Here is a 23,642-nt window from a genome sequence, read left to right as displayed (position 1 = left end):
TTAATTCCTCCAAAAGGATGGTAAAAATAATACAAGGATTGCAAACAATTCCAATCTACCCAAGATCATACCAAAACTTAAAATCCACTTAGAGATATCAGGTAGTGATGAAAAATTTCCATTTGGCCCAATAGTTGAGCCTAGGCCAGGGCCTACATTTGAAATAGATGTTGCAGCACCGGAAATTGAAGTAATAAAGTCAAGACCTGTCAAAGATAATAATGCTGTAATTGTAAAAAAAATTACCAGGTACATATAAATGAAAGAGATGATTGATGCGGTAAATTTATCATCAACAGGACTTTGGTTATATTTTAGAACAAAAACTCCCTTAGGATAAATAATTTTTTTAAGTTGATTCAAAACAAATGAATAAAGTATTTGAAATCTAAATATCTTTATACCACAAGTTGTTGAGCCAGCACATCCACCAATAAACATTAAGCCTATAAATATAATTAAAGGAAATCCACCCCAGTTATCAAATTGTGCATTAACATATCCAGTCCCTGTTAAAATTGATATTACATTAAATAAAACTGTTCTGAGGTTTAGTTCAGATGATTTATCAAAAAATAAATAAATTGATAAGATCAAAATACTTATTAAGATTATTTTCAAAAAAGTTCTAATTTGAATATCTGAAAAAAAAATTTTTCTGTCACCGTTTAAGAATTTAATATAAGCGATAAAAGGTAAACTACCTAAGATGATAAAAATCATTGCTGAAATTTCTATTGAAAAACTATTAAAGAAACCAATGGAATCGTTATAGTTTGAAAACCCCCCAGTTGCTATTGTAGTCATAGAATGAGTTATACTATCAAAAGTATCCATCCCAAGGATCTTATATGATATTGCACAAAGTGTAGTAAGACCTGAATAAATATAAATTAATCTCAATGCAATTTCTTTCGATTTAGGAAGAATTTTTTCAGATGAGTCACTATTAGAAATTTTGAATAATTGCATACCACCAACATTCATTATTGGCATCAAAGTGATCGCCATGACAATTATTCCAATACCACCCAACCATTGAAGAATTGCTCTCCAAAGCAAAATCGCTTTAGGCATTTGCTCTAAATTTGGAATTATTGTAGAACCAGTTGTTGTAATACCTGACATACTCTCGAAAAAAGCATTAGTGAATGAAAAATTGATCTCAGAAAATATTAGAGGAAGTGAGCCAAAAATTGCAATACTTAGCCAAGATAACGCTGTTAATAAAAAAGCTTGTTGTAAACTTAATTTCTTATCATGATCAAGATTAGATAAAAAAAATAGAGTACCAAAAATAATTGTAATAATAGAAGCACCAAAAAAAGAAGAGTCAATTTCTTTGAAAAAAAATTGAACAAATATTGGTATCAACATAAAAATCCCAAGAATTATTTGAAGAATTCCAAGAGTAAAAAAAACAGTTTTATAATTAGACATTTTGATAGAACATTATTTTATGGTAAATAAATTTCAACTCTATAAGAATAAGTTAAATCGTTAATTTAAGATTATATTTGAATTAATCATGATTAAAAAAGAGAATTTTGATAAAACAAGTGCATGGCCTTTCGTTGAAGCAAAAAAAATGCTTCGGGAAAGAAAAACTTTTATAGAAAAAAAAGGCAAAATAATTCTCCAAACAGGTTATGGCCCTAGTGGACTTCCACATATAGGAACTTTTGGAGAAGTTGCAAGGACATCAATGATTGTGAATGCATTAAAATATTTGACTGATTTACCAACCGAAATCATTACTTTTTCAGATGATATGGACGGTCTTAGAAAGGTACCTGACAACGTTCCACAAAAAGAATTATTAGAAAAAAATTTACACAAACCGCTTACTAATGTGCCTGATCCCTTTCAAAAATTTGATAGCTTTGGTGAGCATAATAATGAAATGTTAAAAAAATTTTTGAACAATTTTAAATTTAAATATAATTTTAAAAGTTCAACATCACTCTATAAATCAGGTTTCTTTAATTCTTCTCTCCAAGTTATTTTAGAGAATTATGATGGTATAATGAATATAATACTTCCTACATTGGGAAAAGAGAGACAAAAAACTTACAGTCCATTTCTTCCAATTTGTCCAGATACAGGTCATGTTTTAGAAATACCTGTAAAAAATATTAACAAAGAAAAATCTATTATTGTTTTTGATAATAAAGGAAAAGATTTGGAAACAAGTATTTATGATGGAAATTGTAAATTACAATGGAAAGTTGATTGGGCTATGAGATGGTATGCGCTAGATGTTGATTTTGAAATGTATGGGAAGGATCTTATAGAGAGTGCTATACTTTCAACAAAAATTATCAAACTTATTGGGAAGACAAATCCTTCAGGGTTTGCATATGAATTATTCTTGGATGAAAAGGGAGAGAAGATTTCAAAATCAAAAGGAAACGGTATCACAATTGATCAATGGTTAGAGTATGCCTCTCCTGAAAGTTTGTCACTGTATATGTATCAAAACCCAAAAAGAGCGAAAAAACTCTACAAAGAAATAGTTTCAAAAACCGTTGATGATTATTTAGATCTTATTGAAAAAGCAAAAAATCAAAATGAGTCGCAGCTACTAATGAATCCTGTATGGCATGTTCACAATAGCTTGGTACCAAAAGAAAATATGATTATGTCATTTTCAATGTTATTGAATTTAGTTGAAACAAGTAATGCTGATAGCAAAGAACTTCTTTGGAAATTTGTTAAAAAATACAAAAAAGATATTTCAGAAAAAGATAATCCTATTTTTGATAACTTAGTAGGCTATGCAATAAAGTATTTCAATGATGTAATAAAATTAAAAAAAAATTATAAAAAACCTAACGAAGAAGAAAAAAAAGCTTTGGAGGCTTTGGTAAAAACTTTAGATAAATGTGATGACAAAATGAAACCAGAGGATATTCAAACAATGATATATTCGACTGGTAAAGAAAATGGATACACTGAGAACCTTCGAGATTGGTTTAAATTAATTTACGAAGTAGTTTTTGGGGACGAAAATGGACCAAGGATGGGTTTTTTTATAAGTTTTTTTGGTGTGAAAGAAACAAAAGATCTTATATTAAATAAAATTAAATAATGTTTTCAAATTTAAGATCTTTAATTTTTAAATTAGATCCTGAGACAGCTCATAGTTTAGCTATAAAGTCACTAAAATTTAATTTTATTCCAAATATTTTAGATGAAGAAAAAAATAATCCCCTTTTTAAGACGAGATTATTTAATAAAGAAATAGAAAATCCAATTGGTATGGCTGCAGGATTTGATAAAAATGCTGAGGTATATAATTCATTGTTCAATTTAGGTTTTGGTTTTGTTGAAGTAGGAACCGTTACACCGTTAGAACAATATGGAAATCCCAAACCTAGAGTTTTTAGACTGGTAGAGGATGAGGCTCTCATTAATAGACTTGGTTTCAATAATCTAGGATCAAAAAATATCGTAGATCGAATTAAAAGAAATAATCCAACTGGCTTACTCGGAATTAATATTGGACCCAATAAAAACTCAGAAGATAGAACAAATGATTATATACAGTGCTTGAAAACATTTAACGGGTTATCTGATTACATCACTATCAATATTTCTTCACCAAACACCGAAGATTTAAGAAACTTTCACGATCAAAAAAAATTAGATGATCTTTTAAAACTAATTGAAAAAGAGAAGAGAGATCTTAACTCTAAAACACCTATAGCAGTAAAAGTGTCACCAGATATAAACGACAAAGAAATTACGCAAATTTCTGAAGTGCTTTTAAATAATAAGATAGAAGCAACTATTATTTCTAACACATCCGATACAACAAGAGAAAATTTACAAAATACTCAAAGTCATCAAAAAGGAGGACTATCTGGGAAACCTATAGAGTCTAAGTCTTCTGAGTTGATTGGAAAATTTTATAAAGTTTTAAAAGGTAGAATCAAAATCATAGGTGTAGGTGGTGTAGACTCCGGCAGATCTGCTTATCAAAAACTTTTAGCTGGAGCTGATTATTTACAACTTTATACAGGTATGGTTTTTAGAGGCCCAAATATTGTCAGTCTCATTAAAAAAGAGCTGAAGGAAATATTACTAAAAGAAGGTGTAAAAAACTTTAAAGAAATAGTAGGAAAAAAGGATTAGAATAATCTTATAAACTTGACGGCATCAATATCTCACTTTATATAGTCGAACAAATTATGACAAAAAAATGTGAATTAACTGGAAAAAATCCAATGAAAGGTCATAACGTTAGTCATGCTAACAATAAGACAAAAAGAAGATTCTTACCTAATTTAAAAAAAGTAAAATTCACAAGTGAGCTTTTAAAAAGAAGTTTAAAATTAACAGTTAGTAATGCAGGGGTTAGATCAGTAGACAAAAAAGGCAGCTTTGATGAATATTTAAAATCCGTAAAGAATAAAAATTTATCCCCTAGATTAAAAAAACTAAAAAAAAGCTTATTAATTAAATCTCCGTTTCAAAAAAAGACAGCGCAATCTAAAACAGCTTAATGAGTAAATCGTTTTTACTTCTATCATTTTTGATGGGTGTTGTTGTCCTATCATCTAATTTTCTCGTTCAGTTTCCAATAAATTACTACGGCTTAAATGAAATATTAACCTATGGAGCTTTCTCTTATCCGATCGCTTTTTTAATCACAGATTTAGCCAATAGATCTTATGGAAAAATAGTTGCAAGAAAAATTGTATATTTTGGTTTTGTTCTAGGAATTGGTTTTACAGTTTTATTTTCTACTGATTTTGCAGATTTTATATCAATTCGTATAGCGATTGGGTCTGGAGTTGCATTTTTGACCGCACAATTATTAGATGTCCAAATATTTGATAGATTAAGAAATAAAGAATGGTTTGTTGCACCATTAACATCCTCAATGATAGGCTCAACTATTGATACATTTTTATTTTTTTCAATATCATTTTATGGAACTGGTGTACCATGGGTTACACTTTCGATTGGAGATTTGATTGTAAAAGTAATTGTAGCTTTAATCATGCTGATACCATTTAGATTGCTTTTAAAAACTTTTAAGCCAATCAAAGCTTAAATTAAAAATTTATAAGACAATATTTTATAAGCTAGTTTTGCAACAAGAAAGTTGTAAGAATTAAAACCTTTTATAGGTGCTAATTCATTAATGTCAGCACCAACAATATTTGAATTTTTTGCAGCTATTTTAATTATATTGAGTGTCTCATCCCATAATAATCCACCTGGTTCAGGAGTTCCGGTGGCAGGCATAATACTTGAGTCAAACCCATCGACATCAAATGTCAAATAAACTGTCTTATTTTTTATGAGTTTTTTAAATTTTCTTAAATCCCACTTTGACTTATCTTTTGCCCAAAAAATATTTATTCTTGATTTATTTTTTTTTAAGAATGGAATTTCACTTTCTGATATATTTCTAATTCCAAAAGATATTAATGATATATTTTCATGGTCTAAGCACCTTCTTATTGCTGATGCATGAGAGAATTTTTCTCCATTATAACTATTTCTTAAATCAGCATGTGCATCAAAATGTAAGAGACAAATTTTTTTGTGTTTTTTAATAAATGGATCAATACATCCTGGTGTAATTGAATGTTCTCCTCCAAACGTGAGTGGAAAAAGCTTTCTATCTAAAATTTCTTTATTTATTTTTGACATTTTCTCGAGTGCTTTTTTGATGTTTCTGTCAATCTTAAATGGCTTTAATGTTTTAATCCCAATTTTTTTATAGGGTTCACAATTTAGCTCTTCATCATATAATTCTACTTGATGAGAGGCTTTTATAATTTCTTTAGGTCCGTTTCTGGTGCCACCACCGTAACTAACAGTTTTTTCAAGCCCAAATGGAACTATAACAACTTTTTCTTTGAAATTAAATTTATTGTCGACTCCTAAAAATCCATTTTTATTTGATAAATATTTCAATTTTTACTCAAAAATTTTTGTGAATTTTTTCTTATGCCTAGCTTTCCACTCACCTTTGTGATATGCGTCGCTAGCTATTAGGGGTAGTACACTAGTGGCCTCAGCAAATACCATCTGTTCTTTGGTAACATCAACTTTACCCCATGAACTTGCTTCCTTTAATGTTGAACTACTACATGCACCATCTCGAGAGTCGGCAACTGTAATTTGCACAGCATATTTATGCATATCGACTTCCTTGCCAAGTAATTCAGCACAAATTACAGTGTCTTGAATAAAATTTTTTGGGACACCACCACCAATCATAAATAAACCAGAAGCTTTAGAACGTATTTTAATTTCGGTTAATTCTCTAAATTCTCTTACAGAGTCGATAGTCATATGTTTTTTTGGATTTTTTTCTTGATGCATAACTAAACCAAATCCTGCACTAGAGTCAGTAAAAGCTGGGCAAAAAATTGGAACATCATTATCGTATGCTGTTTCAATCAAAGAGTCTTTTTTTATAGAATTTTTTTTTAAATATTTACCCATCTCTTTAATAAATTCTCTTGACGTATAGCTTCTAGGCTCCAAGGTATCCGCGATTTCACATATTCTTTTATCACAAATCTGTAACTCATCTTCATCTATGTATGTGTCGTAAATTCTATCTATATAATTTTTTCTTAATTCAGTATCATCTTGGAATTGAGACCCTTGATAGTGTTTAAAACCAAGAGCTTCGAAAAAATCCATATCAATTATTGAAGCGCCAGTCGCCACTATTGCATCAACCATATTATATTTAACTAAATCTTTATAAATGTTCATACAACCCGCAGCAGATGTTGAACCTGCCAATGTTAAAAAAATTGTACATTCTTTGTCTTTCAACATTTCATTATAAATATTAGCTGCATTTGCGGTCTCTCTTGAAACAAAAGACATTTTTTCCATGGAAGAAATAATTTTTCTAGAGTCAAAGGACGTAATATCAATATGTTCTACAGGTTTTTTTAAGAAATCTTTTTTACTATTGTGACCAAGATTTTTATTTTCTGACATTAAGCAACTAGAGTAGCTTTGTCTGAATTCTTATCATACATAGACATTATTGGTGTATCCTCAACCTCATAAATCTCATCAGAGTAATAACCATTAAATTGAGTTCTAAAAGTTAAACCATATGATCCCAATTGACCAAGTTCAATGTAATCATTTTCTTTAATATTATTTGGAAGTAGGAAAGGACCTTTCATATAATCCATACTGTCACATGTTGGTCCATAAAAATCAAATGCAGTCATTTTCTTTGAAATAATCTTACTTGAATTTTCTTTAATTAATTTTGATGGAAAAACTATATTAGGTGTTCCAGCATCAAAAAGTGTGCCGTAAGTACCATCATTAATATAAAGTTTTTGTTTTTTTCTTAAATTAACTCTCACAATTGTTGATCCACTTTCTGCAACCAAAGCTCTACCAGGTTCACAAATAATTTGAGGCATATTCTTTAAATCTAAATTTTCTAAACTCTTCTTAATTTCCTCCATATAATTATCTAAAGATTGTGGCACAAGATCAGGATAAATTGTTGGGAAGCCACCACCGATATTTATGTAATCTGGAATTATTTTAGTTTTTTTAATTATATTTCCCACTTCTTCAATTCCTTTAGAATATGAAATCGGATGCATACATTGGGAACCAACATGAAAACTTAAACCAATTTTTTTTGAATGAAGTTTCGCAAGTCTTAGCAGTCCTGAAGCTTCAGAATTTAATGCACCAAATTTTTTTGACAAATCTATTTCGGCATGTTCATTGGAAACAGCAACTCTAATAAATAATTCTAAATCTTTGGCATTACCTGTTGTTTCAATAATCTTAATTAATTCATCTTTAGTATCTAATGCGAAAGTTTTTATTCCAAAATTAAAATATGCTTCTTTAATACTCTCTCTACTTTTAACTGTATGCATAAAAGAACATTTTGCAGTATCATTAAATTTCCTTACTGCTTTGATTTCTTCGATAGACGCAACATCAAATTGATCAATTCCACTTTTAATCAAAGTTTTTATTACTTCTGGATGAGGATTAGTTTTAACAGCGTATAGTATTTTACCAGGGAACTTTTTTTGAAAGAATTTTGAAGCAGAAAGAATAGAATTCTTCCTTATACAATATACAGGTTTTTCCGGTTTCAGTTGATTAACTAATTCTTCAACTGACTTAAATTTTTGCATTTTAAATGCCCCCCAAAAAAAATTTAACAAAAAAAAAGTCTTTTATTTAAAAAAAACTTTAATAATCGAGCAATTAATTCAATAGTTATTCAATGTAAAGCAAATAATGGCCTATTGAATTGTGGAAAAAAATGTCCATATAGAGTTTATGAAAAACCAAGCTCCATTACAAAATCTGTCTGATTTTGACAATAAATCCTTATTAATTGTGGATGATGACAATCCCTTCAGAGAAAGATTAGCTAGGGCTATGGAAAAGAAGGGATTTGAGGTCTTACAAGCTGAGAGTGTGCAAAAAGGTAAAGACGTGGTTAAAGTTAAGAAACCAGGTTTTGCAGTAGTTGATCTTAGGTTAAATGATGGAAATGGATTGGAGGTTGTAAAAGAAATTCAATCATCAAATTCATTAAGCCGAATCATAATGCTAACTGGCTATGGAAATATTCCAACTGCTGTAGCTGCAATCAAAGAAGGCGCTATTGACTATTTGGCTAAACCAGCTGATGCTGACGATGTAGAAAAAGCATTACTAGCAGATCCATCAAAAAAAGCTGCACCACCTGAAAATCCAATGTCAGCAGATCGGGTTAAATGGGAACATATTCATAGAGTATTTGAATTGTGTAACAGAAATGTTTCCGAGACTGCAAGAAGGCTTAAAATGCATAGAAGAACTCTTCAAAGAATATTATCTAAAAGATCGCCTAAATAAATTTTCTAAGTTTTATAATTTTTTTTGTAATTAAAGTAAGTAGACAAATTTTGAAAATTTCAGCAACTAAAAATGGCATTACACCTAATGTAAAAATAGGTTTATCCCAACCAATTAAAGTACCTAGCCACAGAATCCCGAAAATATAAATTGTTGAAACTGAAAATATTAATTTAAAAAAAATTAAAAAATAATTATCATCATTTTTGACGAGTGAGGCTAAAAAACATGCTGATAGAAATCCAATTAAATAACCCATTGTTGGGCCTGTAAAATAAGCTAAACCAACTCCTCTCTCAGGAGAATTAGAAAATACTGGTAAACCCAATATACCCTCTAATAAGTATAAACTTACAGTAGCTAGAGCTATTTTATAACCAAAGCTAATACCTAAAAATAAAACTATGAATGTTTGCATAGTCATTGGAACTGGATAGAAAGGTATCTTAATTTTAGCAGAAACTGTAAGAATTATTGAACCTATAAAGATAATCAATAATGATTTTACAAGCTGGCTTTCAGTATTTTCTTTTATAAGTTGCATAAAAAATAATACTCTTATTTATATCTTTAATCTATATTAAATTTCAATGAATAAGATTCAAAAAACAGATCATTTTTATCTAATTGATGGATCAGGTTATATATTTAGAGCGTATTATGCTTTACCACCATTAACTCGAAAAAGCGATGGATTACCAACTGGAGCAGTAAGTGGTTTCTGCAGTATGTTGTTTAAACTTCTTGAAGACTCGAAATCAAAAGAAAATTTACAGAAACCAACTCATTTTGCTGTTATTTTTGATTCAGCGAGAAAGACTTTTAGAAATGAAATTTATAGTGATTACAAAGCCAATCGATCTGAGGCTCCAGATGACTTAGCACCACAATTTGAATATATAAGAAAATCAGTTTTAGCCTTTAATTTACCCTCTGTTGAATTAGTCAATTATGAAGCAGACGACTTAATTGCAACTTATGTGGATCAGATTTTAAAAAAAGGGGCAAAGGTAACAATAGTTTCATCAGATAAAGATTTGATGCAATTGTATAGAAAAGATGTTCGTATTTTTGATCCTATGAAAAATAAGTTTATCTCTGATGAGGATGTAAAAAACAAATTTGGAGTAGATCCAGATAAAGTTATAGATGTTCAGGCTCTAGCTGGGGATAGCAGCGATAACGTTCCTGGTGTTCCTGGAATTGGCGTAAAAACTGCAGCTGAATTAATTAATAAGTATGGTAATTTAGAGACACTTTTAAAATCAGCAGGTGAAATCAAACAAAATAAGAGAAGAGAGACTTTACTCAACAACAAAGATAAAGCCTTAATAAGTAAAAGATTAGTAACATTGAAACACGATGCTCCAATTGAAATGAAACTCAATGATTTTGAATTAAAAAGAATTGATAAAGATAAACTTTATAAATTTCTTCGAGAAATGGAGTTTAATAGGTTACTTAGCTCTGCTATTTCTCTTTATGGGGAGCCAGATTTTAGTGGTGAAAAAAAAGATATTCAGTTAAAGGAAAAAAAAGTTGAAATTGATAAAAAAAATTATTCTCTAATAACAGAGCACAGTAAAATTGATGAATGGATTAAGGAGGCTGAAGAAATAGGAGAAGTTGCAGTTGATACAGAAACAAATTCTTTAGATCCTCATCAAGCTGATTTAGTAGGAGTATCTTTGAGCTCTAAGATTGGAAAAGCTTGTTATATACCAATAGGACATAATTCAAAAAAGTGCATTGATAAAGGTATAGTGCTTAAAAAGCTAAAACCTTTGCTTGAAGATCCAAGTATAAAAAAAATAGGTCAGAACATAAAATTTGATTTTATTGTATTTTTTAAACATGGGATAACAGTATCAGCGATGGAAGATACAATGCTAATGTCTTACGTTCTTGATGCTGGAAAAAATAGACACAACATGGATACTTTATCTGAAATTCACCTGAATCATAAAACAATAAAATTTAAGGAATTAGTTGGTTCTGGAAAGAAACAGATAAATTTTAGTGAGGTTGATCTAGAAAAAGCAAAAGATTATGCCGCTGAGGACGCTGACATAACTTATAGACTATATAAAAAATTTTATAAAAGTTTGAAAGAGGAAAAAATGATTAATATTTATGAAATTTTTGAAAAGCCATTACTTAGAATTTTGGCTGATATGGAGATACATGGTATCAAAGTTGATAACAAATTTCTAAAAACATTATCCACTAAATTTGAAAAGAAGATTGAAAAAATTCAGAAGGAAGTTTTTAAAATTTCCAAGAAAGAATTTAATATTGCTTCTCCAAAACAGCTAGGTGAAATTTTATATAATGATCTTAAGATTGCAGACTTAAAAAAAACAAAAAAAGGAAGCTTTGCAACAAGCGCCACAGTGTTGGAAGATCTTGCTTTTAAAGGTCATAAATTTCCACAATTAATTTTAGACTGGCGGCAAGTTTCAAAACTAAAAAACACCTATTCAGACTCATTACCTGAGCATATTAATCCTAAAACAAAAAAAGTTCATACTTCTTTTTTATTAGCAGCAACGACTACCGGACGATTAGCTTCAAGTGATCCTAACTTGCAAAATATCCCAATTAAATCAGAAGATGGTAGAGATATTCGTAAAGCTTTTGTTGCTGAGAAGGATAATATTTTGATTTCTGCAGACTATAATCAAATTGAAATGAGAATTTTAGCTGATTTGGCTGATGTCAAAGAATTAAAAAAAGCTTTTCAAAATAATGAGGATATACACTCTCTTACTGCTAGCCAAATTTTTAATATTGATATTAACAAGGTGAATCAAGACCAAAGAAGAAAGGCTAAAGCAATAAACTTTGGAATAATCTATGGAATTTCTCAGTATGGATTAGCGAAGCAAATAAATGTCTCTAATTTTGAGGCTGAAGAGTTTCTAAATTCATATTTTTCAAAGTTTCCTGAGATAAAAGTTTATATGGATCGAACAATTAAATTCTGTAGAAAAAGTGGTTATGTAAGTAATATTTTTGGAAGAAAATCTCATTTTGTTAATATAAATGACAAAAATTATAATGTGAGAAACTTTCAAGAACGTGCAGCAATTAATGCTCCAATACAAGGCTCTGCAGCTGAAATAATGAGATTGGCAATGATAAGAATTGACAAAAAATTAAAGGAGCAAAAACTTAATAAAACAAAGATGTTACTTCAAATCCATGATGAACTAATTTTTGAAAGTCCAAAAAATGAAGTAAAAAAAATATCAAAAGTGATAATTGATGAAATGGCTAGCGTTGCTGAAAGTGATCAACATTCTTTTTCAATACCTCTTACAGTAGATTTAAACACTGGAGAAAATTGGGGGGCATTACATTAATTTATTTGCCCAAATTAGAACAATTTAGTATTTTTATAATTAAGTATGCAAAAACAAACTATTGCTTTAGTAGATGATGACAGAAATATTTTAACTAGCTTAAGTATTGCTCTTGAAAAGGAGGGGTTTGAAGTTCAGACTTACATTGATGGAGAGAGTGCATTAATTGGATTAACCAGGACACCACCAGATCTAGCTATTGTTGATATAAAGATGCCAAAAATGGACGGTGAGGAATTGCTCAAGAAATTGAGAAAAAAAACTTCATTACCAGTTATATTTCTGACTTCAAAAGATGATGAAATTGATGAGTTACTAGGACTAAAATTAGGTGCTGATGATTTTGTAAAAAAATCAGGTGGTTTTTCAATTAAAGTTTTAATCGAAAGAATTAGAGTTCAACTTAGAAAAAAAGATTCCAAAGAAACTCTTGAGGAAAATAAAAGTATTATATCACATGGAAAATTAAAACTTGATCCGTCCCAATTAGAGTGTGAATGGAATGGGAAACAATTGCCTGATAAATTGACTACCACAGAATTTTTACTTGTAAAAGAGCTAGCCAAAAGACCAGGAATTATAAAAGAGAGAGCTCAATTAATGGACATAGCTTATAGAGAAGATACAGATATTGAGGATAGAACAATTGATAGTCACGTTAAAAGAATCAGAAAAAAATTCAAAAAGGTTGATCCTGAATTTTCAGCTATAGAAACTAGATATGGAAGCGGATATAGATGGAATGTTAGTTAATGCTCAGCAATTTTCTTAAGAACTTATCAATTTTAAAAAAATTTTTATTCATAAATTCTATTTTTTTCACAATAATAGGCTTGTTCACATTCATTTATTTAAAAAATGTCCAACCAAATTTAATTAAAAAAAAATCTTCAAATCATATTGAGGTTATCAATAATACAATTGATAATCTAACAAGATTAAATGTAAAATTTGTTGAAAAAGATATTAGAAAATTTTTGTTTTCAACAAGATTTCTTTTTCAGAACTTGGATAGAGTAATATTTTTTGATAATAAACTTAATTTAATAGGAGACACTGATACATTAGACTTAGATCCAAGATCATTTTCACAAAGGTTGGATACTATTGAGTTAGAGGTGTTGGACTCAACAACAACAAAAAAAATCACTGAAGAAAAAAATATAGATATTGGAAATGAAAATAACGTGTCTTTAAATGATGTTCTTTTAAATTACGCAACGTCTAAAAATTTTGGGATCCCTTTTACATTTACCGAGGAAGAATTTAATAAATTTAAATTGACCACTATCAAGAACGTGATGAAGGATGGAGAAAATATAGGATATTTAGCAATAACAGAAAATGCTAATGATATAAAAGCTGCCATTGATGAAAGAAAAACTTTTGTAATTAGGACTGCAATTGCAGTTGGTATCGTAATATTGATTTTTTCGTTTGTCTTAAATCGATATTTTTTAAAACCAATTAAAAATTTAGTCAGTTATACCAAAATTATAAAAAATAAAGACACAAAAAAAACAAATATAGATACATTAAAATTAAGAAACGATGAACTTGGTTTGCTCTCTAATTCTTTGGATGATATGACTTTAGAATTACAAAAGAGAATTTCACATGCAGAAAATTTTTCAACTGATCTTGTACACGAAATTCGCAATCCATTGGCATCATTAAAAAGCGCATCAGAAATTTTACATGACGCACAAGACTCTGAACAGAGACTTAAATTAATTAATATTTTAAGCCATGATGTACAAAGAATTGAAAGATTGATTACTGATTACTCACAAATGTTAAAAGATGAAGTTGCATTAAGTAAAGAAAAAATAAAAAAAATAGACATTGAACCAATAATTAAGTCAGTAGTAGATGATTTTAATAATATTTATAAACTTAAAAGAGGAATTAATATTTCTTATAAAAATGATGGTAAAAATAAATATTTAATTTATGGAATCGAAAACAGAATTGAACAAATCATTGCAAACCTTTTAGATAATGCGATTTCTTTTAGTGATGATGATAAAGATGTAATTGTACAAGTTTCGAAATCAGAGGATAGCAAAGTGCACATAAAAATATTAGATGAGGGGCAGGGTTTTAAAGAAAAAGACACGAATAAAATATTTAAAAGATTCTACAGTAACAGACCAGATAAATTTGGACAGCATTCTGGTCTAGGGTTAAATATAGTAAAAAATTTAGTTGATTTACATAATGCCACAATCAAAGCATCTAATAGACAAGATAAAAAAGGTGCGAGCATGGAAATAGAATTTCCAAAAGTTTAAAGAGTTCTATTGATTAATTAATTTTTAATTGTTAGAAGAGCCACGATGGAAGATTATAAAGTAAAAGATCTGTCTCAAGCAGAATTTGGTCGAAAAGAGATTTCAATTGCTGAGAGTGAAATGCCAGGACTTATGGCTTTGAGAGAGGAGTATGCTGGAAAATCTCCTTTAAAGGGCGCAAAGATTATAGGCTGTTTGCATATGACAATACAAACAGCAGTTTTAATTGAAACTTTAGTGGATTTAGGTGCAGAAGTAAGATGGTCATCATGTAATATTTTTTCTACCCAAGACCATGCAGCCGCTGCAATTGCAAAAGCAGGTATTCCTGTTTATGCGTGGAAGGGAGAAACAGAAGAGGAATATGTTTGGTGCATTAAACAAACTATTGAAGGCAAGAAAAGTTGGAAACCTAATATGCTTTTAGATGATGGTGGTGACTTAACAGCAATGATGCACAATGAATATAAAGATTTATTAAAAGATGTGAAAGGAGTTTCAGAAGAAACAACTACAGGGATAAAAGCGTTAAATAAAATGGAGAAAGAAAATTCTTTATTAGTTCCAGCAATTAACGTGAATGACTCTGTTACAAAATCAAAATTTGACAATTTATATGGATGTAGAGAAAGCTTAGTTGACGGAATTAGAAGAGCAACTGATGTAATGATGTCAGGAAAAATTGCAATTGTTGCTGGTTTTGGTGATGTTGGGAAAGGAAGTGCTGCATCATTAAGACAAAGTGGGGCACGTGTATTAGTTACTGAAGCGGACCCAATATGTGCATTGCAAGCCGCAATGGAAGGTTATGAGGTTGTTTTAATGGATGAAGCAATTAGTAAAGCAGATATTGTTGTGACTGCGACTGGTAACAAAGATATTGTTACAGCTGACCACATGAGAGACATGAAGGATAGAGCAATTTTATGTAACATCGGACATTTCGATAATGAAATTCAGGTTGAAGCTTTGAAAAATTACAAGTGGACCGAAGTAAAACCTCAAGTACATGAAATTGAATTACCTAGCAAAAAAAGAATAATTTTATTAGCAGAAGGTAGATTGGTAAATTTAGGTTGTGCCACAGGGCATCCAAGTTTTGTAATGAGTGCTTCATTTACAAATCAAGTCATTGCTCAGATAGAATTGTGGAATAATCATAAAAATTACAAGAACAAAGTTTATGTTTTACCAAAACATTTAGATGAGAAAGTAGCTACACTCCATCTTAAAAAAGTTGGTGCTAAATTAACTAAACTCTCAAAAGATCAAGCAGATTATATTAGTGTAGGAGTAGAGGGACCTTTCAAGCCTAATGCCTATCGCTACTAAAAGTGATTTTATCAATTTATCTTCAGAAAAAAAAACAGAGGAATTAGCTAAGAAGATTTCAAAGAAATTGAAATTAGGACATGTAGTTTTTTTTGTGGGTGAGATGGGTGTCGGAAAAACTACTTTTATTAGATATCTAATCAACAATTTCCAAAAACAAAATGGACTTAAAATAACGGAAGTAACAAGCCCTACATTCAATTTATTAAATGAGTATCAAATTAAACAAATCAAAATTAATCATTATGATTTATTTAGAATAAATAATTTAGATGAAATTTACAATCTAGGATTATTTGACGATATTACTAACGCTATTACATTAATTGAATGGCCACAAAAAATAAAACCAAAACCAAAAAATTTGATCGAATTAAATTTTGAATATGGAAATGATTACAAGAAACGAATTTTAAAAATTAAGGGTTTAAATTTGTAATTATAGATAAATGCAAAATCTTAAAAAATTAAAAGGAGATGCGTCACATAGAAAGTTTTTTAGAAAAAAATCCAATTATGGTAATTCTATTGTAATTCAAGCAAAAAAGGACAAATTTAAAAATCTTCTTGTTTATGATGCAATTAGCAAGATTTTAAATAAAAACAAAATTCTAGCTCCAAAATTATATCAAGAGAATTATAAGAATAATTATATAGAAGTTGAGGATTTTGGAAATAAGACAATTTTTCAAATTTTAAAGAAAAGTAAAAATAAAAAATTATTATATTTTAAAGATATAATAAAATTGCTTAATCAAATACAGTCAATAAAAGATAAAAAAGTAAGAAATTTTAGAAACAAATATTATCGAATACCTGATTATAAAAATGAAATATTAATTCAGGAGGCTAATTTATTTTGTGAGTGGTATGTGAAAAAAAATTTGACAAAAAATAAGAGACAAGACTTTAATAAAAAATTTAAAAAAATAATTAAAACTTTATCTTTATGTCTAAAGATGGAAAAAAATGTATTTGTTCATAGGGATTTTCATGTATCAAATTTAATGCTTGTTAATAACAGAATAGGTGTAATTGATAGTCAAGATGCTTTAATAGGGAATAGAGCTTATGATTTAGCTTCTTTAGTCGATGATGTAAGACTAAAAACCTCAAAAGTTCTAAAAAAAAAGATTTTTAATTTTTATATAGGTACTCAAAAAAAAATTGATAAAAAAAAAATAAAAAATGATTTTGAAATTTTATCTATTTTAAGAAACCTGAAAATAATTGGAATATTTACACGTCTGGCAATCCGAGATAAAAAAAAGGGTTATTTAAAATTAATACCATATGCGTGGGAATTGATTTCTTTAAGAATCAATGAAAATGAAATTTTCTTAGATTTAAAAAAATTACTAAATAATAATTTTAAAAAAAATTTATGAAAATTAATAATGCTTTTATTCTCTGTGCTGGATTTGGTAAAAGACTAAATCCTTTAACACTTAAAAAACCCAAACCATTACTTCAAATTAAAAATCAAACAATTTTAGAAGATTGTATTAATACTGTAATAAAATTGAAAGTAGATAATATTTTCCTAAACACTTTTTATTTAAGTGAACAGATTGTTGATTTTTTTAAAAATAAAAATTTTTCAGTAAAAATAAAAATTATAGAGGACGGAAAAGAAATTTTAGATACTGGTGGAGGAATTTTGAATTTGATCAACCATTCAGATTGTGAGGATTTTTTTGTTTTTAACCCTGATACTATATGGAATGAAAATTATGTGAGTGAAATTAATGATATGCAAAAATATTATTTCCAAAATAAATTAAATAATATTCTTTTATTGGTTAATAAAAAACTAAGTTTTGATAATAACTTAGAGGGCGATTTTGATTTAGAAGATAATATGATTAAAAAAAGTTATGAAAAAAATTTTATATATACTGGTTGTCAAATTTTGAATAAAAACTTGTTTAATGAATATGAAGTAAAAAACTTTTCAGTTGCAAATATTTGGAATAAATTATTAATGAAACAAGAGTTAAATGGATTTGAGAGCACCAATAAATTTCACCATTTAACGAATTTAGAAATTTTTAAAAAACTAAAAGGTTCTTAGATCTCTCTTTATCTAGATATTTACATTCATTTATTTTCAAATTTTCACCGAAATTGATTATTAAGGGATTTCCTGTTGGAATTTCTAAACTTGTGATTTGATTGTTATCTAAATTGAACAGATATTTACATAAAGCTCTTATTGAGTTTCCATGTGCTGTGATTAATATATTTTTATCTATTAATTTAGGTTGTATTTCTTTTTTGAAATATTCCAAAACTCTGTTGTATGTATCTTTTAAAGACTCTGTGTCAGGAATGAACTCTCTGGGTATTTTTTCATATGTCTCAATATTTAGCGGATGATAAGAGCTTTCTCTACTTAGTTTTCCAGGTTTGATATCCCAAGATCTTCGAAATTCGAAAACTTTATCTTCACCAATTTTATTTGCGGTCTCAATCTTATTCAATCCCGTAAGTTCACCATAGTGTCTTTCGTTTAGCTGCCACGCTCTTACAAAATCTTTTTTTGATTTTAATACTTTTTGTATTATTTTAAGAGTATGGTTTGCCCTCACTTGAAATGAGGAATAATAAAAATCTATATTTATATTTTGATTTTTGATAAGTAAACCAGCTTTCTCAGCTTCAATTTTACCTTGATCTGTTAGATCAACATCAACCCAACCAGTGAATCTTTTTTCAAGATTCCAAGTACTCTGACCATGTCTGACTAATACCAAAAAACTCATCTTGTCATATCTAAAAATAATTTATAAAAAAATCATTTAACTAAATGTCAAAATTTTTTTCTACATATAAAGTAATATTTTATATAATTAATATCCTTTTAATTATTTTATATCTATATCCTGGAAGTTTATTAGGCTGGATAATTTATGACAATAAAAGTATACAACCTCAAATAACACCAGATTTTGTTATATCATCAAATCATTTTTATGTATTTGTATTAATTTCAATTATTGGTTTTTTAACTTTTGTTAATTCCAAGAAAATCATCTTATTACTATTATATTTAATTTTTCTTTCTATCATGCTTGAAATTTTTCACCTAGTTATACCTGAGAGAACATTTCAATGGTCTGATTTATTTGGAAATTTGTTGGGTGTTATTGTTGTAATTCTTCTTAATAATTTTATAAATAAATATGGGAGATTTAAAAAATAAATTATTAATTTTTATTTATTTTTTTACGGTCGGCTGTTCATCAATTCCTTCAAACACTTCTAATAGTTGTTCAATTTTTAGTGAAAGATATCTATGGTATAAGCACACAAAAAAAGTTGAGCAAAAGTGGGGTACACCTATTTATATTCAATTGGCAATAATTAAAATGGAGTCAGATTTTGATTGGCTTGCTAAACCGGCAAGACAAAAAATTTTTAAAGTGATACCTTATAAGCGACCTTCTAGCTCTTTTGGTTATTCGCAAGCAGTCAAAGGAACTTGGGAGCAATATAAAAGAGAAACTGGTAATAAATTAGCAACAAGAGCAAGATTTAAAGACAGTGTTGACTTCATTGGATGGTATACAAATAAATCAGAAAACATCTTAAAGATATCAAAGAAAGATGCTTTCAAACAGTATCTTGCATATCACGAAGGATGGGGAAATTATAAAAACTATAAAAAAAATAAAAAAGTAATTGGACTAGCCAAAAAAGTTGAGAGACAATCTAATAAATACAAAAATCAATTATTGAAATGTAAAAGTAAATTAAATAGAAAAAAATATATTATTTTTTAGACAATTCTTTTTTTAGTTCTAAGTCAACTATATCAATCCTTTTAGTGTTTTTTGCCAATGCGAGATACATTGAAGGAGTGACATATAAAGTAAAGAAAGTTGAAATAATCATTCCTCCTAATATTGTAGAACCAACTGCTAATCTTGAACCTTCTCCTGCACCAGGGCCAAAATTTCCAATCACTAAAGGCATCATTGCAATCATCGTACTCAGTGATGTCATTATAATTGGTCTAAACCGAACAGCACACGCTTCTTTAACAGCTAATTCAATAGTTTTTCCACTAGATCTAATTTGGTTTGCGTAATCTACGATTAAAATACTATTCTTAGTTGAGATACCTATTAGTATAATTAGTGCAATTTGAGAAAAAATATTTACTGAGCTATTTAAAAATAAAATAAACACTAATCCTCCAAAAATAGCCAAAGGCACAGTTAAGATTATAACAAATGGATGAACGAATGAGTTGAATGTTGCGGCCATGACCAAGTAAGCAGTTAGTAAAGCTAAAGCAAAAATTATAAATAATTCATTACTTGTTTCTTTAATTTCCTCTGATTTTCCTTTCCAAGTAATTTGTTTTTCTGGTGCTAAATCAACCATCACATTTTCGAAGTATTTAATTGCTTCTGTTAATGTATACCCCTCACTAATATTTGCAGAAATTGTTACAGCCCGCTGTCTGTTATATCTAGCAAGTTCTTTTGCTGAACCTTCTTCCTTAAAACTAACAAGATTTGCTAAAGATATTAATTTTCCATTGGTTTCAGAGCGAACAAATATTTTTGAAACACCTTCTTTATTTCGTCGATCAGATAAATATTGTTGAACAATTATTGGATATTCTTTGCCTAATTTATTAAAGGTCGTTATTTTTTTACCCCCGTAAAGTGTTTCAAGTGTTTCACCAATTGATTTAGTTGAGACACCTAGATCTTTGGCTTTATTTTTATTTATTATTAATTTTACCTCTGGTTTGTTTCGATTATAATCAGACTCAATTCTTGAGAGATTTTTATTAGATCTGAGTTTTCGTATTACTTTTTTTTGTATTGCTTCAAGTTCTTCGTAAGTATTTCCATAAATGACCATTTGGACTGGTTTGTTGTAATTTGATACTCTAATTGATTGAGGAGATATAGGAAAAGCTAGGGCTTGGGGTAAACTCACTATTTTCCCAATCGCTTCTCTAAGAACAACTTGTTGACCTTTTTTACGATTTTTCCAATCATCAAGGAGAGCGATAATTATAAAACTATTATATGAATTAGCTGAATTTCCAAAACCTGGAACACGCATTATAAATCTTGAGTATGGACTATCCTCAGCTTGCAACAAAGGAATAAGTCTTGCCTCTACTTTTTGGGCTTGCTCTTGAGTATATTCAAAAGAACTTCCTTCATCAGTTGAGCCAATTATTAGATATGCTCCCCGATCCTCCATAGGCAAAAGTTCTTTTTTTGAGAAACTAAATAAAAGCACTGAAGCAATTATTATAAAAACAATAAAAAAACTTACACTTTTAGTTTTATTAATAACATTAACTAAAGTTTCCTCATAAAATTTTGCGAAGTTAGAAAAAATTTTTTCAAATTTTTGAATAAAAATTTTTTTTGATTTTTTTTTGTATAAAAATTTACTCGCAAGCATTGGTGACAAAGTTAATGCAACAAAAGAAGAAACTACAATTGAAAAAGATAATGCAATCGCTGTTTCTCTAAATAATGTTCCAGAAATTCCCTCAATAAATATTAATGGTAAGAAAACTGCTACTAAAATTAGTGTGGTAGCAACGATAGCAAAAGAAATTTGTTTAGAGCCTTTATAAGCTGCAACCAGTGGGGTCTCACCATTCTCTATTCGTCTGTATATTGCATCTGTCATAATTACTGAGTCGTCTGTGATTATACCAATCGCTAAAATAAAACTTAAAAGGACAAAAATATTAATAGAAAGACCAAATATGTATAAGCCTAGAAAGGATGCTATTAAACTCACGGGGAGTGCAATAGCAGGTACAATGACTGCCTTTAAATTCCCTAAAAACAAATAAATTATCAACACTACTAAAATAAAAGCAATGACCAAAGTTTTATAAACTTCTTCTATTGCGGCCTCAACATAGTTAGCCCTATTGAATGAAACCCTTAAATCTAACTCTTCCGGTAAAGTTTTTTTTACTTCAACAATTTTTTTTTTGATATCATTTGAAAGTTCTACTGTTGAAGCTCCACTTCTTGCATAGATTCCTATTCCTACAGTTTTCAAATTTATTTGATCTTTAGTTTGAGCTTTAAAAAGAGTTTTCTCTGATACTGGACCGAATTCAACGTTTGCAACGTCTGATAACTGAATTACACGATTACTAGTTTTTTTGATGGGTATTTGTTTTATAGTCTCAATATCGTTGTATGATTTGTCTAGATTTAGTGTTAAGTCGATATTATCTGCTTCTAACGTCCCTGCAGGCAAACTTATGTTTTCGCCACGAATTGCAAATTCAACTTCTTTGATGGTTAAATCATTAGCTGCAAGTTTAATAGGATCAATCCAAACTCTAATGCTTAATTCTCTTAATCCACCTACCCTTATTCTTCCAACATTTTTAACACTTGAAAATTGGTCTACAAGATATCTCTCCGCGTAATCTCCTAATTCAAGGTCGCTCCATGAGGATGAAGATAAAGACAGCCACATAGTTGTTGTAAAACCTGCAGCTCGTTTGAGTATTTGTGGTGGATCCGATTCACTTGGCAAATTATCCACAACTCTTGCAACTCTTTCTCTTATATCGTTGGCAGCATTATCTAGATCAATACTCGTATCAAACTCGACATTAATTGTGCTTCTTCCATTTTCAGATTTTGAGTCTATATTTTTTATACCTTCAGCCCCACCAATAACATCCTCAACAACTTGTGTAACTTCTTGATCTACTATCGAAGCTGATGCAGACTTGTAGTCTACTTGAACTTGAACAACAGGTGGTTGAATTCCATCGGGCAATTCTCTAACGGGCAATTTCCAAAAAACAAATAAACCAAATATGATCAGTATCAGTGACATAACCCAAGATACCGTTGGTCTTTTAATACTTAATTCAGTAATAAACATTATTTATTAATAGGTTTTATTTTTCCGCGAGGCCTAACCTTTTTTAGACCCTCAGCTACAATTATATCACCTGCAGTTAAGCCTGAAATTATTTCAATGTTACTATCGCCTCTAAGGCCAGTTTTTACCTCAGTTTTATTTGCAATATTTTCTGCATTAATTTTGTAAACATATGATTTATCGCCCTCTATCATCACACTTGTATCAGGTACACTTAAAGAATTTCTCAAATCAAATTTTACTCTTACCTCTAAAAGTGAACCTGAAATTAATTCTAAATTTTCGTTTTTTACTTTTATTCTTGATAACAAACTTCTGGTGTCCGCATTTATTCTACTTGAAACAAAATCTATTTCACCTGAAAAAGTTTTATCTTTAAAACTAGATAAGGTAACTTCGACTGGAAGACCTTTTTTAATAAATGTAGAGTAACTTTCTGGAATTTTAATATCTGAGTAAATTATTGAGTTATCATCAAGTGTAATGATAAATATGTTATTTGAAACAAGAATGTCCTCAGTTAAACCTGTGTAGCCAAGAACTCCACTAAATGGAGCCAATATGTCCCCGCTTTTTAATTTAATTAAAACATCTCCTTCTTTAACAAAATTTTTAAGCTTTAAATCCTCAAAAAGATCATCTTTTTTAATCTTAAAAGTTTTTGATTTTTTAGAAATTGCTGTGCCGTAAGTTTCTATTTGTTCAGAGAATTCTTTTTCAATTACCTCAGTTACAATTATTCCTGGTGGTGGTCTCTTACTGAATTTTTTTTTAAAATGATTGCCAATCATGGATCTTCCAACAATTACAATTGTAATTATTAAAAAAAACACAAATATTATTGAAATTGTTTTCGTAGATCTTTTCATAT

At 29.0% G+C, this 23,642-nt stretch carries 22 protein-coding genes; 14 read left to right on the top strand and 8 right to left on the bottom strand.

Annotation, left to right across the window (positions count from 1 at the left end; genetic code table 11):
• Positions 1-1,440, bottom strand: coding sequence for a TrkH family potassium uptake protein (locus B5L73_RS06190; protein ID WP_085149387.1), 1,440 nt, complete (start codon positions 1,438-1,440; stop codon positions 1-3).
• An 88-nt stretch (positions 1,441-1,528) separates the two neighbouring features.
• On the opposite strand from B5L73_RS06190, the gene B5L73_RS06185 reads away from it, so the two are divergent.
• Genes B5L73_RS06185 through B5L73_RS06170 form a run of 4 tightly spaced genes read left to right on the top strand, consistent with a single transcriptional unit; the run spans position 1,529 to position 5,062 of the window.
• The gene (locus tag B5L73_RS06185; protein WP_085149384.1) at positions 1,529-3,091 is read left to right on the top strand and encodes a lysine--tRNA ligase; all 1,563 of its coding nucleotides are present in this window, start codon (positions 1,529-1,531) and stop codon (positions 3,089-3,091) included.
• A complete protein-coding gene (locus B5L73_RS06180; RefSeq protein WP_085149381.1) occupies positions 3,091-4,137 on the top strand; it encodes a quinone-dependent dihydroorotate dehydrogenase in 1,047 nt (348 codons plus the stop codon). The genes B5L73_RS06185 and B5L73_RS06180 overlap by 1 nt, the downstream gene beginning before the upstream one ends.
• Positions 4,138-4,193: 56 nt before the next feature.
• Positions 4,194-4,508, top strand: a complete 315-nt coding sequence (rpmB, locus tag B5L73_RS06175) for a 50S ribosomal protein L28 (RefSeq protein WP_085149378.1) — start codon at positions 4,194-4,196, stop codon at positions 4,506-4,508.
• Positions 4,508-5,062: a queuosine precursor transporter gene (locus B5L73_RS06170; protein ID WP_085149376.1), complete on the top strand. Its 555-nt coding sequence runs from the start codon at positions 4,508-4,510 to the stop codon at positions 5,060-5,062. The genes rpmB and B5L73_RS06170 overlap by 1 nt, the downstream gene beginning before the upstream one ends.
• On the opposite strand, the gene speB is transcribed toward B5L73_RS06170, so the two are convergent.
• Genes speB through B5L73_RS06155 form a run of 3 tightly spaced genes read right to left on the bottom strand, consistent with a single transcriptional unit; the run spans position 5,059 to position 8,165 of the window.
• Positions 5,059-5,934: an agmatinase gene (gene speB, locus B5L73_RS06165; protein WP_085149373.1), complete on the bottom strand. Its 876-nt coding sequence runs from the start codon at positions 5,932-5,934 to the stop codon at positions 5,059-5,061. The genes B5L73_RS06170 and speB overlap by 4 nt on opposite strands.
• A gap of 3 nt (positions 5,935-5,937) precedes the next feature.
• Positions 5,938-6,981: a 1,9-bis(guanidino)-5-aza-nonane synthase gene (locus tag B5L73_RS06160; RefSeq protein WP_085149370.1), complete on the bottom strand. Its 1,044-nt coding sequence runs from the start codon at positions 6,979-6,981 to the stop codon at positions 5,938-5,940.
• Positions 6,981-8,165, bottom strand: coding sequence for a type III PLP-dependent enzyme (locus B5L73_RS06155; protein WP_085149690.1), 1,185 nt, complete (start codon positions 8,163-8,165; stop codon positions 6,981-6,983). Before B5L73_RS06155 ends, B5L73_RS06160 begins: the two co-directional genes overlap by 1 nt.
• Positions 8,166-8,313: 148 nt before the next feature.
• Here B5L73_RS06155 and B5L73_RS06150 point away from each other — a divergent pair, with 148 nt between their 5' ends.
• Entirely contained in the window at positions 8,314-8,877 is a 564-nt protein-coding gene (locus B5L73_RS06150) for an ActR/PrrA/RegA family redox response regulator transcription factor (RefSeq protein WP_085149367.1), read from the top strand.
• Here the strand turns inward: B5L73_RS06150 and B5L73_RS06145 are convergent.
• Positions 8,870-9,421, bottom strand: coding sequence for a biotin transporter BioY (locus B5L73_RS06145; protein WP_085149364.1), 552 nt, complete (start codon positions 9,419-9,421; stop codon positions 8,870-8,872). The two genes, B5L73_RS06150 and B5L73_RS06145, sit on opposite strands and share 8 nt — an antisense overlap.
• Positions 9,422-9,467: 46 nt before the next feature.
• Here B5L73_RS06145 and polA point away from each other — a divergent pair, with 46 nt between their 5' ends.
• The 7 genes from polA to B5L73_RS06110 are packed head-to-tail and all read left to right on the top strand — an operon-like array spanning position 9,468 to position 17,942.
• On the top strand, positions 9,468-12,242 hold the full coding sequence (gene polA / locus B5L73_RS06140; RefSeq protein ID WP_085149361.1) for a DNA polymerase I: 2,775 nt from the start codon (positions 9,468-9,470) through the stop codon (positions 12,240-12,242).
• 45 nt (positions 12,243-12,287) lie between these two features.
• Positions 12,288-12,995 carry a response regulator transcription factor gene (locus tag B5L73_RS06135; RefSeq protein ID WP_085149358.1) on the top strand — a complete coding sequence of 236 codons (708 nt, stop codon included), beginning with the start codon at positions 12,288-12,290 and terminating at the stop codon, positions 12,993-12,995.
• Positions 12,995-14,536 (top strand): HAMP domain-containing sensor histidine kinase, encoded by a 1,542-nt coding sequence (locus B5L73_RS06130; RefSeq protein ID WP_085149354.1) that lies wholly within the window; start codon positions 12,995-12,997, stop codon positions 14,534-14,536. Before B5L73_RS06135 ends, B5L73_RS06130 begins: the two co-directional genes overlap by 1 nt.
• Positions 14,537-14,581: 45 nt before the next feature.
• Positions 14,582-15,868, top strand: a complete 1,287-nt coding sequence (ahcY, locus tag B5L73_RS06125; protein ID WP_085149351.1) for an adenosylhomocysteinase — start codon at positions 14,582-14,584, stop codon at positions 15,866-15,868.
• Entirely contained in the window at positions 15,852-16,307 is a 456-nt protein-coding gene (gene tsaE / locus B5L73_RS06120) for a tRNA (adenosine(37)-N6)-threonylcarbamoyltransferase complex ATPase subunit type 1 TsaE (protein ID WP_085149348.1), read from the top strand. The genes ahcY and tsaE overlap by 17 nt, the downstream gene beginning before the upstream one ends.
• Positions 16,308-16,317: 10 nt before the next feature.
• Complete coding sequence (locus B5L73_RS06115; RefSeq protein WP_085149345.1) at positions 16,318-17,256, top strand: phosphotransferase; 939 nt, start codon at positions 16,318-16,320, stop codon at positions 17,254-17,256.
• Positions 17,253-17,942, top strand: coding sequence for a sugar phosphate nucleotidyltransferase (locus B5L73_RS06110; RefSeq protein WP_085149342.1), 690 nt, complete (start codon positions 17,253-17,255; stop codon positions 17,940-17,942). The genes B5L73_RS06115 and B5L73_RS06110 overlap by 4 nt, the downstream gene beginning before the upstream one ends.
• Here B5L73_RS06110 and B5L73_RS06105 read toward each other — a convergent pair.
• Positions 17,920-18,633, bottom strand: coding sequence for a 2,3-bisphosphoglycerate-dependent phosphoglycerate mutase (locus B5L73_RS06105; protein WP_085149339.1), 714 nt, complete (start codon positions 18,631-18,633; stop codon positions 17,920-17,922). The two genes, B5L73_RS06110 and B5L73_RS06105, sit on opposite strands and share 23 nt — an antisense overlap.
• 44 nt (positions 18,634-18,677) lie before the next feature.
• On the opposite strand from B5L73_RS06105, the gene B5L73_RS06100 reads away from it, so the two are divergent.
• Together B5L73_RS06100 and B5L73_RS06095 are read left to right on the top strand one after the other, a co-directional pair.
• Complete coding sequence (locus B5L73_RS06100) at positions 18,678-19,073, top strand: hypothetical protein (RefSeq protein WP_085149336.1); 396 nt, start codon at positions 18,678-18,680, stop codon at positions 19,071-19,073.
• Complete coding sequence (locus tag B5L73_RS06095) at positions 19,054-19,653, top strand: transglycosylase SLT domain-containing protein (protein ID WP_085149333.1); 600 nt, start codon at positions 19,054-19,056, stop codon at positions 19,651-19,653. Before B5L73_RS06100 ends, B5L73_RS06095 begins: the two co-directional genes overlap by 20 nt.
• On the opposite strand, the gene B5L73_RS06090 is transcribed toward B5L73_RS06095, so the two are convergent.
• Both B5L73_RS06090 and B5L73_RS06085 read right to left on the bottom strand, forming a co-directional pair.
• Positions 19,643-22,771 carry an efflux RND transporter permease subunit gene (locus B5L73_RS06090; protein ID WP_085149330.1) on the bottom strand — a complete coding sequence of 1,043 codons (3,129 nt, stop codon included), beginning with the start codon at positions 22,769-22,771 and terminating at the stop codon, positions 19,643-19,645. The two genes, B5L73_RS06095 and B5L73_RS06090, sit on opposite strands and share 11 nt — an antisense overlap.
• A complete protein-coding gene (locus B5L73_RS06085; protein WP_085149327.1) occupies positions 22,771-23,640 on the bottom strand; it encodes an efflux RND transporter periplasmic adaptor subunit in 870 nt (289 codons plus the stop codon). The genes B5L73_RS06090 and B5L73_RS06085 overlap by 1 nt, the downstream gene beginning before the upstream one ends.
• Positions 23,641-23,642: the final 2 nt, after the last annotated feature.

The organism is Candidatus Pelagibacter sp. RS39 (assembly GCF_002101315.1).
GTDB lineage: Bacteria > Pseudomonadota > Alphaproteobacteria > Pelagibacterales > Pelagibacteraceae > Pelagibacter.
This window is presented reverse-complemented; position numbering and strand designations above follow the sequence as displayed.